This is a genomic window from Limnoraphis robusta CS-951, from assembly GCF_000972705.2.
This window is the reverse complement of record NZ_LATL02000202.1, coordinates 1-14,481: the sequence shown is the minus strand read 5'-3', so window position 1 is coordinate 14,481 and position 14,481 is coordinate 1. Positions and strand designations below refer to the sequence as shown.

Here is a 14,481-nt window from a genome sequence, read left to right as displayed (position 1 = left end):
TTTGTTTAAGAAAGAATATTCTCAGAAGAATAAGAAGGAGAAGACTAAAGTCTAAAGAATGAACACAACAAAACCAGTCCCTGAAAATAGACTATATACTGATTACCTGATTACTACCTAGTCTATTTTTTTACCTAATTTTATAAAATAATATTATAGTAACCTACACAACAATAACAGCATCCTAACTTGTTCTCTCAGTGACTTCCTCTTTTTGGACAATAGACGCAGAGTTACACTAATGATGATCATTTAGTTGCATTGCTCTCTGTAAGCTATTTGAGGAAATATGAGGATAACTTGTGGATGCTGTTACCGATTTTTGACGAGACAGATGTTAACTTTAACAGCAGTTTTGACCTCCTAGTTTACTGAATTGACTTCCTCGTTATTCAATTGGAAATGGAGTTACATTAAAGAATACTATTAGTTTTAATGTATTGCTCCCAAATCACCATTTGAGGAAATATCTGCAACTCAGGTAGGTACTGCTGTGTGAAATGACAGACTTCAGATGAAACAGTGTGTTTGACCTCCTAATTTCAATTTAATTGGCGATGATCAACTTTTTGATATTAAGTTCTGATGAACCTTTGAAACATCGCTTGTTTATCTGTCAATTGAAGCTTGATTAGCTTCTATTAATAATGTAATTCTTTATCCGTTAATCGGCAAGTCAATTCAACTAAAGTTTACAATTCACGGTACATTTACTTTTAAAGATATTAACTTAGGTAAATTCGATAATTCTTGTAAATTACTCTTGACAGAACTTACACCCGGACGTGCTGATCCGTGAGTAGCTGAGACGATTGTTAGCGCGACTCCGAACAAAAATCCCCCACCTAATGGCGAGGGATTGAATGTAAATTAAGCAAGTTCAGCTAGAGCTTTATTAACCGAACTTACCAGCAGTCGAGGCAATCAGGAAGGCGGCATAGGTCAGAATATAACCAACCGTGAAGTGAGCCAGACCAACCACACGAGCTTGAACNGTGCTGATCCGTGAGTAGCTGAGACGATTGTTAGCGCGACTCCGAACAAAAATCCCCCACCTAATGGCGAGGGATTGAATGTAAATTAAGCAAGTTCAGCTAGAGCTTTATTAACCGAACTTACCAGCAGTCGAGGCAATCAGGAAGGCGGCATAGGTCAGAATATAACCAACCGTGAAGTGAGCCAGACCAACCACACGAGCTTGAACGATAGACAGAGCAACGGGCTTGTCTTTCCAACGAACCAGGTTCGCCAGAGGAGTCCGTTCGTGCGCCCAGACAATCGTTTCGATCAGCTCTTGCCAATAACCCCGCCAAGAGATCAGGAACATGAAGCCTGTTGCCCAAACCAGGTGTCCGAAGAGGAACATCCAAGCCCAGACTGACAGATTATTAGTTCCATAGGGGCTGTATCCGTTAATGAGCTGGGCAGAGTTCAGCCAAAGATAATCTCTAAACCATCCCATCAGGTAGGTTGAGGATTCATTGAACTGAGCTACATTACCCTGCCAGATACCCAAATGCTTCCAGTGCCAGTAGAAGGTTACCCAACCTAGCGTGTTCAGCATCCAGAACATCGAGAGATAGAAAGCATCCCAAGCAGAGATGTCGCAAGTACCGCCACGACCGGGGCCGTCGCAGGGGAAGGCATAACCAAAATCCTTCTTATCAGGCATCAGCTTGGAACCGCGAGCATCCAAGGCACCTTTGACAAGAATCAAGGTGGTGGTATGCAGACCCAAAGCGATCGCATGGTGAACCAGGAAGTCGCCAGGGCCAATGGTTAAGAACAGAGAGTTCTTGCCAGAGTTAATCGCGTCTAACCAACCGGGCAACCAAACATTACCGTGATTGGGCCATGCAGTGCTTGCAATGCTATCCGGGTTGGACAACAGAACATCCATCGCATAAACAGCTTTCCCGTGAGCTGCCTGAATGAACTGAGCAAAGACAGGCTCAATCAGGATTTGCTTTTCAGGAGTACCGAAGGCAACAACAACGTCGTTATGAACGTAGATTCCTAAAGTGTGGAAGCCCAGGAACAGAGACACCCAGCTCAGGTGAGAGATGATCGCCTCTTTGTGTTCGAGCATCCGAGCTAACACATTACCTTTGTTGGCTTCTGCATCATAGTCACGAACAAAGAAGATCGCGCCGTGAGCAAAAGCACCAACCATCAAGAAACCAGCAATGTATTGATGGTGTGTGTACAGTGCAGCTTGAGTGGTGTAGTCCCGCGCCATAAATGCGTAAGGCGGAATGGAGTACATATGCTGGGCAACCAAAGAAGTGATTACACCCAAAGCAGCCAACGCCAAGCCTAACTGGAAGTGCAGAGAGTTGTTGATCGTGTCATACAACCCTTGGTGGGGCAGATTGAACTGACCTTCATTCTTGAAGCCGAACAGGGGATCTTTGGAATTGAGCATTTCTTTGATGCTATGACCAATTCCAAATTGAGTCCGGTACATATGTCCAGCGATGATGAACAGTACAGCGATCGCTAGATGGTGGTGAGCCATATCCGTCAGCCAGAGAGATTCAGTCTGAGGATGGAATCCACCTAAGAAGGTCAGAATAGCAGTTCCTGATCCTTGAGAAGTCCCAAACACATGGCTAGCTGTATCCGGATTTTGAGCATAAACGCCCCAGTTTCCGGTGAAGAAGGGAGCCAAGCCTGCCGGGTGAGGCAGAGTGCTGAGGAAGTTATCCCAGCCAACGTGCTGTCCGCGAGACTCAGGAATGGCAACGTGTACCAAGTGTCCTGTCCAAGCCAGAGAGCTAACTCCAAATAGACCCGCCAAGTGATGGTTCAGACGAGATTCAGCGTTTTTGAACCAGGAGAGGCTGGGACGATATTTCGGTTGGAGGTGTAACCAGCCTGCAAACAGGAAGATTGCAGACAGCAACAACAGGAAGATGGAACCTTGATAGAGATCACCATTGGTTCGCATTCCGATGGTGTACCACCAGTGGTAAACACCTGAGTAGGCGATGTTAACGGGGTTAGAAGCACCTGCTTGCGTGAAAGCATCTACCGCAGGCTGTCCGAATTGAGGGTCCCAAATCGCATGAGCGATCGGACGGACATTTAAGGGATCTTTAACCCATTGTTCAAAGTTACCTTGCCAAGCGACGTGGAAAAGGTTGCCAGAAGTCCAAAGAAAGATGATGGCAATGTGGCCGAAGTGGGAAGCAAAAATCTTTTGGTAAAGATTTTCTTCCGTCATGCCATCATGACTCTCAAAATCATGGGCTGTGGCAATCCCGTACCAAATCCGCCGAGTGGTCGGATCTTGTGCCAATGCCTGGCTAAATTTGGGAAATTTAGTTGCCATAAGTCCTAACTAAATCGTCTTCTCTTGCGAAGTTGCTCCATCTCCTTCGGAGACGCTGGGCGAACGACGGAAACCGCCAATACCGCACTGAGCGATCTCTTGGGATGGTCCACTCAAGGAGTCAGAGTCAGTTTGAGGATGACCCCAACCCTTGAGCGGGAGACTCTCATCCAACTGAAATGATTCGAGCCAGGAAGAACGCCCAAGTGGTGACGATTCCTCCAAGTAGGTAGTGAGCAACTCCCACTGCACGACCCTGAGTAATGCTCAGAGCGCGAGGCTGGATTGCTGGAGCTACCTTGAGCTTATTATGCGCCCAAACGATCGATTCGATCAGTTCTTGCCAGTAGCCACGACCACTAAACAGGAACATTAAGCTGAATGCCCAAACAAAGTGTGCTGCGAGGAACATCAAACCATAGGCAGACAGGGCAGACCCATAGGAGGTGATGACCTGAGAGGCTTGCGCCCAGAGGAAATCACGCAACCATCCATTAATGGTAATGGCACTCTGGGCAAAGTTACCATTGGTTATGTGAGAAATTGTACCGTCTGATCCTACAGTTCCCCAGACGTCAGATTGCATCTTCCAACTGAAGTGGAAAATCACAATCGAGAGGGAATTGTACATCCAGAACAGACCTAAGAACACGTGATCCCAACCGGAAACTTGGCAAGTACCACCCCGACCCGGACCGTCGCAGGGGAAGCGGAAGCCTAATTCAGCCTTATCAGGAATCAGGCGAGAACTGCGGGCGTACAGAACACCCTTCAGCAGAATCAGAACGGTAACGTGAATGGTAAAGGCATGGATATGGTGAATCATAAAGTCCGCCGTACCCAATGTAATCGGCATCATTGCCACCTTACCAGCCACTGCAACGACATCTCCACCAAAGGCTGGGCTGACGCTAGCCAAGGCGTTCGGAGCCGTATTACCGGGCGCCAAGGTATGTAGGTGTTGAACCCACTGTGCAAATATCGGCTGGAGCTGAATCCCGGTATCTGAGAACATATCTTGAGGACGACCAAAGGCCCGCATTGTATCGTTGTGAACGTACAAGCCAAAGCTATGGAAGCCCAGGAAAATACAAACCCAGTTCAAGTGAGAGATAATCGCGTCACGGTGACGAATTACCCGATCCAAAACGTTATTAACGTTCTTTGCCGGATCATAATCGCGCACCATGAAGATTGCACCATGAGCGCCTGCACCCACTATCAAGAATCCGCCAATCCACATATGGTGGGTGAATAGGGAAAGTTGAGTGGGATAATCCGTAGCAATGTAGGGGTAGGGCGGCATGGCATACATATGGTGAGCCACGATGATGCTCAAAGAACCCATCATTGCCAGGTTAATCGCTAGCTGTGCGTGCCAAGAAGTTGTTAGGGTTTCGTAGAGACCTTTGTGACCTGTACCCCCAATGAGTAAGGGGTCTCTGTGAGCCTCTAGAATTTCCTTCATGCTGTGACCAATACCCCAGTTGGTGCGGTACATATGGCCAGCAATGATGAACAGTACAGCTAAGGCTAGGTGATGGTGTGCTGTATCTGACAACCACAAGCCACCTGTTACAGGATTAAGACCTCCTTTGAAGGTTAAGAAGTCTGAGTATACTCCCCAGTTTAAGGTGAAGAAGGGTTTTAAACCTTCTGCAAAGCTGGGATACAACTCGGTCATTAAATCCCGGTTCAGGATGAACTCATGGGGCAGGGGGATATCTGCGGGGGCTACCCCAGAATCCAGCAGCTTGTTAATGGGTAAGGACACGTGAATTTGGTGTCCAGCCCAACCTAAGCATCCCAAGCCTAGCAATCCGGCTAAGTGGTGGTTCATCATCGACTCCACATTCTGGAACCATTCCAGTTTCGGAGCCCGTTTGTGATAGTGGAACCAACCTGCAAACAGCATCAAACCTGCCATAACCAGCCCACCAATAGCGGTGCAGTAAAGCTGGTATTCGTTTGTAATGCCGGATGCACGCCAGAGTTGGAACAATCCAGAGGTGATCTGAATTCCGTGGAAGCCTCCTCCCACATCTGCATTTAAAATTTCTTGACCGAAGATTGGCCAAACCACCTGGGCACTCGGTTTAATGCCTGTGGGGTTTGTTAGCCAAGCTTCATAATTTGAAAACTTCGCGCCGTGGAAGTAAGCGCCACTCAGCCAGATAAAAATAACCGCTAAATGACCGAAGTGGGCGCTAAAGATTTTGCGCGAAATATCTTCTAAATCACTGGTATGACTATCGAAGTCGTGAGCGTCGGCGTGCAGGTTCCAAATCCAGGTGGTGGTATTTGGACCTTTGGCTAGATCACGTCGGAAGTGACCGGGTTTTGCCCATTTTTCAAACGAAGTAGGAACTGGATCGTTATCGACCGTTATCCTTACCTTCGCCTCCGGCTCTGGAGGACTGATGGTCATTGAGACTCTCCTCTCTCTATGACAAAAACTCTACGTGTTGTGAATTATGAAACAAGTCATTAAACTTTTTCAAAATCCTTCGCAAAAGTTAATGTATTACTAACAATTGCTAGGAAGCAACACAACTCCCTATTACTTTACTACAAGAGTGGAAAATTTTATTTTCACACTCAACCCCTCTTTACAGCTTTGGAAATTTCCCTGGGCCGTTTCAAGGGGCTGTTGTATCTAAATGATATATCATCTTTCCCTGTCAGGGGGAAATGGCTTGTTAACAATAATTAAAAGCAGCTATAAGCCTTGTTGTATATGGGTTATAGTTGATTTTAAGTCGCAAAAGCCACCAAAAATCATTGATAAATGTTACAAAACTTAAACTAGATGAATGTAAGTTCTTAAACTTAAAAGATCTTGACACCGTGAAATTAGCGATCACTGTTTAGCAACCCGAGGAGCGCCCCAGATCTCTTAGGGTTGCGTGAGTGTGTGCTGTGAGACGGGGTTCTCTATATCTTCTCAACTGGCCAGCCTGATTGTTAACGAGAACCAAGTAATAATCGCGCTCAAATAGCCAAAGCGATCGATGTTTGCGACCTGCATCAAGTAAAGGGAAGTGTTTCAGGAGGATGCTGAAAATCTTCTCCAACGATAAATCTTGTTCTATCAACGGGATAGGTTTTGACGTAAATAAGGCATCCAGTCTCTGACCTTGGGCTATAGGCACAATGGGGTGGATACCGCAGCCAACTGCCAGTTGGATAACTCCCCAACTCATCCTGCCAAATCCCTTCTATGACAAAGATTTCTTTCATTTCGGTTTCTACTACATTGGAGAGTGTAGTGTGGGGCTGCCAGCGCTCGACCCAGACTTTTTCTGGATATCCAGTTTGTTTATAAAGGAGCTGCAATTCTATCTGGGGGATAATACCTGATTGCCAGGACGACTTGTAGATATTTGTTTTAATTTGTTGGCGACTTTTTCCACCGTGTTGTCGCAATTTAACAAAGGTCAAACATCCCCGNGTTTCTACTACATTGGAGAGTGTAGTGTGGGGCTGCCAGCGCTCGACCCAGACTTTTTCTGGATATCCAGTTTGTTTATAAAGGAGCTGCAATTCTATCTGGGGGATAATACCTGATTGCCAGGACGACTTGTAGATATTTGTTTTAATTTGTTGGCGACTTTTTCCACCGTGTTGTCGCAATTTAACAAAGGTCAAACATCCCCGCTCGCTGTAGGGGCGATGGATAAACCCTTCAGGATTCAGCATATAAGTTCCTGGTGGATGTACCCCGGTTTCGTCTGCAAAATCGCCCTGAAGGACCAAAATTTCTTCTCCTCCAGGATGGCCATGTAACGAAAAAAATCCACCTGGATCAAATTTAGTCAGCATAGTGACTGGATGCTCTTGAACCTGATGATCAGATTCAAAACAACCAAACCAGATTCCAGTAAAGATTGTCTGATACCAGACGAGCGATGTCGGCAGGACAGCAACACGGGTAAATAAGTTTTCGTTAACTTGTTTAGGTTGCCATTGAAGCTGAGAACCCACTAGAATTACACCTCAAATTTTTTGAACTTTTCAGACACTAGCCTACAACAAAGACTTTACTATTACCACTGAAAAGTCTTAGGTTAGTTTAATCAACTCAAAACCTATGAATCATACATCTTGCTAAAAAGGAATCTTGCTGTAGCGATTCAAGGGGGTAGTTCACTCAATGATCCTTTTGGGCTATAGTTCCATAGTGGAAGCCTTCCATACAAAATTGGATTTGGGAGTTTCAGGAGAACTCAATGTTGAACAGGAAATGCGGTCGGACAACCCTAAGAAAATGGCTAATATCAGCCCTAGCCGTCATCTTAGTTTTCAATCTTCTCGGATGTGAGCAACCCGAATTACCCGAAGCGAGTCTACCCATTATCTCNACTCAATGATCCTTTTGGGCTATAGTTCCATAGTGGAAGCCTTCCATACAAAATTGGATTTGGGAGTTTCAGGAGAACTCAATGTTGAACAGGAAATGCGGTCGGACAACCCTAAGAAAATGGCTAATATCAGCCCTAGCCGTCATCTTAGTTTTCAATCTTCTCGGATGTGAGCAACCCGAATTACCCGAAGCGAGTCTACCCATTATCTCAGTCTCTCAACCGACAACAGAGATGGCTGAAGTCTCGCCTCCGAAAGCAATTCAAATGCTCCATCCCCCCCTTGATGTCCATCAACCTCAAGTCACCATCCTCAGTCCTCAACCTGATGAACTTTTCCAAGACAACACCATCAATGTCCAACTTCAAGTCCAGGACTTACCCATTTTTCGAGATGAAACATTAGGTTTAGGGCCACATCTACAAGCCATTCTCGACAATCAACCCCTAGAAGATATCTACACCCTCGACCAACCCCTTATTTTATCGGATCTCGAAGCCGGAACCCATACCCTGCGAATATTTGCGGCTTACCCTTGGGGAGAAAGCTTCAAAAACGATGGAGCCTACGCTCAAACCACCTTTCATATCTTTACCAAAACTCCTGAAAACAACCCTAACCCTCAACTTCCCCTCCTAACCTATAACCAACCGAGAGGAACCTACGGCGCCGAACCCGTTTTGTTAGACTTTTACCTCGCCAATGCTCCCCTACATCTAGTCGCTCAAGAAAATCCAGAAGATGAAATAGTTGATTGGCGAATTCGCGTCACCGTCAACAGTCAAAGTTTTATCATCGATCAATGGCAACCTATATATATAAAAGGTATAAAACCGGGAAAAAACTGGGTACAACTCGAATACCTCGATGAACTCGGAGAACCCCTGACCAACGTCTACAACAACACTGCTCGCGTCTTTACCTACGACCCCAACAGTCAGGATACCCTCTCAAAACTGGTACGCGGTGAACTGACTATCGCCCAAGCCCGCCCCATTGTTGATCGAGGCTATGAGGGTAAAATCATCACTCCAGAACCCCAAATTACTCCAACTCTCGAAGAAATTCCTGAAATCTTAGAACCCGTTGAAACCCCAGAAGAAGTTGAAATCGTTCCTTCGACAGAACAAACCCCAGAAACTCTAGAACCCGTTGAAACCCCAGAAGAAATTGAAATCGTTCCTTCGACAGAAGAAATCCCTGAAACTCTAGAACCCGTTGAAACCCCAGAAGAACTTGAAACCCCTGAAACATTAGAACCCGTTGAACCCCTAACCCTCGAAGAAAAAACTGATGACATTGAAACGATTCCAGAAATAGACATTCCTCTAACCCTGAACGAAACATCTGAAACCCCAGTTGAGGAAGTTTTACCCTCTGAAGAACTCGAACAACTTCTCTCAAGCGAAACCGAACCCGAAACCGAACCAACCCCCCAAACCAATGGATGGTTCAATCGCATAAAAGGTCAAATTCAGCAACTCCCTGTCTTTGAGAGAAACAACTCTCAAACCAGTCCATCAATACCTGCGTCACAAACCGCAGAACCCCCCGCCACCAACAATAATATATTCAAACGAATTTTCAGGCGTTTTCAGCAAAACCCCTCTGAACCCGAACCTTCTCAGACCTTACCTGAAATTGTCGAGGAAGTTCCAATGGCTGAACCAAGTCAACCCGTATTAGAATCGGAAAAATCTCTAGAACTCCTTCCCGATGAATTTCAACCCACCCCAGAACAGATCAACATAGACACATCGGTTGTTGAACCCGAAGTTGAAACCTCAGCAGACATTTTGGATGAAACTTCCACTGAAGAACCACAAACCCCGTTAGAAGAACCCATTATCATTCAACCGGAACCGGAACCGGAACCCCTTCCTGAAATCGTGGATGAGACTTCTATTCTAGACCTAGAAACCCAGTTAGAAGAACCTGTAGAAGTTGAACCCGAACCTGAAATGATGGATGAAACTCCCATTGAAGACCTAGAAACCCAGTTAGAAGAACCTATGGAAGTTGAACCCGAACCCGAAATGATGGATGAAACTTCTATTGAAGACCTAGAAACCGACCGAGAAAACTCCTAGCCTGTCCCCACAAACTTATTAATCTTAGGCTAACCTAGAAAAGCGTGGCATCAACTACCACGGCTTAAAGAAGTCGGGGATTAGTAACGCTTCTTCGCCCTATATTTAATAGGGAAAGTGAAGATGAACTACACCCGGCTTATACAAGTCGTGGTTTCTGACGCTTCTTTGCCCACATTTGCTTCATGCTTCCGCAATCAGTAGGGATGTGCGACTCTGCGTCTAAAGAGGCTCGTTCCAAACCCGCAAGCCCCAACTCAAACAAACCTGGGCAGCATTGATGTCTCGATCTTCGGTGTGACCGCAATGGGAGCAAATATGAACCCTGTCATTCAAGGTCTTGGGTGTTAATTCCCAACAGTTATTACAGCGCTGCGTCGGCTTTAATTGTTGGGTTGGAGCTTCTAAAAATATCCCACCCGCTTCGACAACTTTGTACTTGATTGACTCTCGAAGCATTCCTATAGCAACGTCTAACAAATTTCGGTTTAATCCGGTTTTTTGACGTTTCCGTTTGCTCCCTTTTTTCGCCTTGCGAGTCATACCTTTGAGATTCAGTTTCTCAGTAGCAACCAAGCTATTACCGCTTACAATTTGTGCCGCTACTTTGTGAGTCCAGTCTTGCCTTTGGTTGGCAACTTTTCGCTTAGTCTTGCTGATTTGCTCTTGATATTTTTTCCATCGACGAGAGGCTTTAACCTTGCGTTTTTCTGGTCTGCGTTTTCTTCTTAACTTCTTAGAGAGTTGAGTTATTTTGTCCTGAGATTGTTCAAGGAATTTGGGAGACTCAATTAAATCTCCGTTACTTGTCGCAATCGCAACTTTAGAACCAAAGTCTAAGCCAATTGCACCTTTTCCTGTTTGACGAACGGGACAGCACTCAACCGCAATTGACGCATACCATTTATTGCTTCGCCAGAAAATAGTGCAGGTCTTAGGAATTCCCCAGGTTCTCGCCTTCCCTCTCATTTGAATAGTGATGTTTAAATCTCTTAGATTCAAATAACCGTTTATTCCGTTATTGCTAGTAAGTCTCCAACTTTGCTTATTAGGGTAATCCCACCCGGAATAGTGTCGAGAGGATTTGAATTTGGGGTATTTTCCTAATCCTTTGAAGAAACGTTTAAACGCAAAATCAACTCGCTTTAAAGTGGCTTGTAAGGTGTGAGAACCCAATTTTTTGTACTCAGTCCAAACTTTTTTAAACTCGGGTAGCGAGTTTTGCTGCTCGAAATAATCAACCGAGTGGTTGAACCGTTGGTATTGCGTTTTTCTGTTAGTAACCGCAGCATTATACAGACAACAGTGCATTCGTCGCGCCCAGTGTAATTGAGTTTCTTGACGACGGTTTGGGTAAAGCCTGTATGTGATTCTGCGTGTTACCATGTCGGTATTATACACTTGAACAACAAAGGTCGTGATTGTTCACGGAGGCTACGGCGTTATCCCGCCCTACCGTATAGACGACGGGGATAATCGCGCTTTAGTTTTTTGATGGAGTNAGCCTGTATGTGATTCTGCGTGTTACCATGTCGGTATTATACACTTGAACAACAAAGGTCGTGATTGTTCACGGAGGCTACGGCGTTATCCCGCCCTACCGTATAGACGACGGGGATAATCGCGCTTTAGTTTTTTGATGGAGTTAATCTTCGATGGCTGACCCAAAACATCTCGCAATACTTAAACAAGGGGTTGCGGTTTGGAACCACTGGAGAAAACACAACCCACACATTCAACCTGATCTCAAAGGTGCAGATTTACGATCGGCGATGCTGCGGTTATCTAGCCTCAAAGGACTCAACTTAAGCCAAGCGGATCTCTCAGATGCTGATCTCAAAGGTGCTGATCTGTGGTACGGGAACCTGATCGGTGCTAATCTCAAAGGTGCTGACTTGAGAGGGGCTAACCTTTGGGGAGTGAACTTTTCCCACACCCAAGTCTTGGGTGCGAATTTTCAAGGTGCAATTCTCACAGGGATTTGTATTTTTGACTGGAAAATTGACAGCCAAACGAATTTCAAGAACGTTTTATGTCGATTTATCTACCGCCAAGCCAATCAACAGGAACGACTACCTGACGATCAAAACGCGAGTTTGGCGCCAGGAGATTTCGGTCGCTGGATTCAAACCCTGTAAAATCGAGGTAAATCTTGAACGAATTGCCCACATTTCGACAATGGTTATGGAACCCTTCGGAACCCCGACACCGCAGTTTTACACCTGGAAAGGCTATCGTTGTGCTTATGAAGTTTATCCAAATATAGACTCCGAAGCTTCCCAAAATTTACCTTTGCTGTTGATCCATCCGATCGGTGTGGGATTATCGCGTCGGTTTTGGTATCGGTTTTGCGATCGCTGGCAACAGCAAGGTTATCAAAACCCGATCTATAATCCTGATTTACTGGGGTGTGGTGAGAGTGAAATGCCTCGCATCGCCTACCACCCCAAAGATTGGGCGGAACAACTTAACGAATTTCTGCAAACTGTTATTCAAAGACCTGTTGTTGTGTTGGTACAAGGTGCGCTTCTCCCCACTGCGATCGCGTTGGTTCAGCTTCAGCAACAACAACAAACGAACTTAATTAAAGGTTTGGTATTATCTGGGCCTCCGGCTTGGCGAGTGATCACGGATGCAGGTTCACCCACTCAACATCGACTGCTGTGGAATTTGTTTTTTGATGATCCCGTTGGAAGTTTGTTTTGGCTTTATGCACGTCGTCGCCAGTTTGTCCAGTCTTTCTCTATTCGTCAACTGTTTGCAGAAGCCGAAGCGGTGGATCAACAATGGCTTGATCTATTAGAAGCCGGATCGACGAACTCCAAAAGTCGATATGCGGTGTTTTCCTTTTTAGCGGGGTTTTGGCGAAAAAATTACGAATCTGAAATGGGGGCGATCGCTCAACCGACGTTAGTCGCGATCGGTGAAAAAGCTTCGAGTATTAGTCGCAAAGGGATTTCAGAAACGCCAGAACAACGCGCTCAAGCCTATCAGAACGGTTGGCCTCATGCTCAGGCTCGGATTATTCCCGGTCGCAATGTCCTCCCCTACGAATCAACCGCAGAGTTTATAGAGATTGTAGCTGAGTTTCTGCACAGTCTTCCCTAAGTTGACNCGCCAGAACAACGCGCTCAAGCCTATCAGAACGGTTGGCCTCATGCTCAGGCTCGGATTATTCCCGGTCGCAATGTCCTCCCCTACGAATCAACCGCAGAGTTTATAGAGATTGTAGCTGAGTTTCTGCACAGTCTTCCCTAAGTTGACTTCCCTATCTAGAGCAACCTGAACCGATCTGGGGTGAGGGTTTTTGTTAAATCACCGTAGTTTGCTCAGTATAGATTTATATACACTTCTCAGTCTACCTGCGTAAGTATTACGACTTTTACGGCACTTACTCAGTGATATTACTGATTTTAAATTTAGATATAAAATTCAATTAAATATAAACATCCGTAGAATTAAGGAAAATTCCACAAAAGTCAAACCTAAAAAACTAAAATATCCGTAAAAACTATGAATTTTTTGAAACATTTGTCTTTTTAAGAGAGCAGCATACAAGGTGATTTATGTCACATATAAATCTCAGAGATTACACTAATATCATCTTGTTAAAGCCTAATTATGCCTAGATATTGCTCAGAGCTTTAATAATGTAAAGACTCAGTAAAAAAAACTAAAATTATGTTCAAAACAGTCAATCACAGCTAAGATGTAGAAAGACAATAAAAGTATTCCACAAACACAAAATACTCAAGTTTTTAAATTGAATCAGGAGTAGCCCCCATGAAAACTAAACTATTTGCTCTATTAACGGGTCTGACAACTGTTACCACTTTAGTCGCTGCAACAGTACCCGCTCAAGCTGGAGAAATTGATGATTTAATTCAAGCGTTCCGAGAGTTTGCACCCACTCAAGACCGTATGCAAATTCAAGCTGATGGTGTAAATCTTAAAGAATTTGCTCTCACAGGGCCTTTAACACTGGGTCAAAGCACGGGAAATTTAGAAGCTGTGTTTCTCGGTGAAGTTGCGGGTCGTCAAAACAATGTTCTAAGCTATTCATCTAGCAATGGTCAGAGCGGAACAATGTGGTCTGATATCAAAGCTTTTAATGAACTGTATGACTATGGCACAACCAAATCCGATGGTATTACTCATCCTAAAATGGGCAGTTTTAACCCAGAATACAATTCTTTAGATGGTTTTCTAGATATTGGTTCAAAGTTGTCTCTGGGTTCATTTGCCGCAGGTGACACCTTAGACTTTATGTTGTCTAATCCAGATGGTACTTTTGGTTTAAGCTCTGGTAATTTCAAAGCTTATAGCATGACAGGTTTTGAAGATTGGCTCATCTTTGGAGCAGAAGATAAAATTCTCGCAAACAGTGATATGGACTTTAACGATACTGTATTTGCGGTTAAACTTGGTTCTCCTGCGGCGAGTGTTCCCGAACCTTCAACTATTGCGGCTTTGATGGGTGTAGGTGCTGCTTTTGGAGTCAGCCGACGCAAAAATGCTAATAAGTCCTAGTTGCAGTTAACAAACTCCAGTCAACATCACGAATAATTTAATGAACCCCCAACTGGAATTTCACAGCATGGGGGTTAGTTATTTTTATTGAATGCGATCGCCTCTCGAAGTGCTATAAAATGTTATGGTATCGTTGTCTAAGCAAACTATTGTATCAGTCAGTTC

At 44.9% G+C, this 14,481-nt stretch carries 9 protein-coding genes and 1 pseudogene; 4 read left to right on the top strand and 6 right to left on the bottom strand.

The window, feature by feature from the left end:
- Nucleotides 1-895 precede the first annotated feature (895 nt).
- The 5 genes and pseudogenes from WN50_RS37660 to WN50_RS37650 form a co-directional block, all read right to left on the bottom strand.
- Nucleotides 896-994: pseudogene (locus WN50_RS37660) on the bottom strand (hypothetical protein); the annotation flags it as partial.
- A gap of 111 nt (nucleotides 995-1,105) precedes the next feature.
- Nucleotides 1,106-3,334, bottom strand: coding sequence for a photosystem I core protein PsaB (gene psaB, locus WN50_RS17245; protein ID WP_049559973.1), 2,229 nt, complete (start codon nucleotides 3,332-3,334; stop codon nucleotides 1,106-1,108).
- A gap of 166 nt (nucleotides 3,335-3,500) precedes the next feature.
- Nucleotides 3,501-5,762 (bottom strand): photosystem I core protein PsaA, encoded by a 2,262-nt coding sequence (gene psaA / locus WN50_RS17240; RefSeq protein ID WP_046279892.1) that lies wholly within the window; start codon nucleotides 5,760-5,762, stop codon nucleotides 3,501-3,503.
- A 599-nt stretch (nucleotides 5,763-6,361) separates the two neighbouring features.
- The gene (locus tag WN50_RS37655) at nucleotides 6,362-6,760 is read right to left on the bottom strand and encodes a cupin domain-containing protein (protein ID WP_425354818.1); all 399 of its coding nucleotides are present in this window, start codon (nucleotides 6,758-6,760) and stop codon (nucleotides 6,362-6,364) included.
- A 25-nt stretch (nucleotides 6,761-6,785) separates the two neighbouring features.
- A partial coding sequence (locus WN50_RS37650) for a cupin domain-containing protein (RefSeq protein WP_063847404.1) occupies nucleotides 6,786-7,318 on the bottom strand: 533 nt, incomplete at its 3' end.
- 458 nt (nucleotides 7,319-7,776) lie between these two features.
- On the opposite strand from WN50_RS37650, the gene WN50_RS35390 reads away from it, so the two are divergent.
- Nucleotides 7,777-9,786: a hypothetical protein gene (locus WN50_RS35390; protein ID WP_053221449.1), complete on the top strand. Its 2,010-nt coding sequence runs from the start codon at nucleotides 7,777-7,779 to the stop codon at nucleotides 9,784-9,786.
- 222 nt (nucleotides 9,787-10,008) lie between these two features.
- Here WN50_RS35390 and WN50_RS17225 read toward each other — a convergent pair whose 3' ends face one another.
- The gene (locus WN50_RS17225) at nucleotides 10,009-11,172 is read right to left on the bottom strand and encodes an RNA-guided endonuclease InsQ/TnpB family protein (protein WP_342586742.1); all 1,164 of its coding nucleotides are present in this window, start codon (nucleotides 11,170-11,172) and stop codon (nucleotides 10,009-10,011) included.
- 269 nt (nucleotides 11,173-11,441) lie between these two features.
- Between WN50_RS17225 and WN50_RS31010 the strand changes: the two genes are divergently transcribed.
- From WN50_RS31010 to WN50_RS17210, 3 genes are all read left to right on the top strand, one after another.
- Entirely contained in the window at nucleotides 11,442-11,924 is a 483-nt protein-coding gene (locus WN50_RS31010; RefSeq protein ID WP_053221450.1) for a pentapeptide repeat-containing protein, read from the top strand.
- A gap of 46 nt (nucleotides 11,925-11,970) precedes the next feature.
- Entirely contained in the window at nucleotides 11,971-12,894 is a 924-nt protein-coding gene (locus WN50_RS17215; protein ID WP_425354785.1) for an alpha/beta fold hydrolase, read from the top strand.
- A 675-nt stretch (nucleotides 12,895-13,569) separates the two neighbouring features.
- Nucleotides 13,570-14,316 (top strand): PEP-CTERM sorting domain-containing protein, encoded by a 747-nt coding sequence (locus WN50_RS17210; RefSeq protein ID WP_046279895.1) that lies wholly within the window; start codon nucleotides 13,570-13,572, stop codon nucleotides 14,314-14,316.
- Nucleotides 14,317-14,481 lie beyond the last annotated feature (165 nt).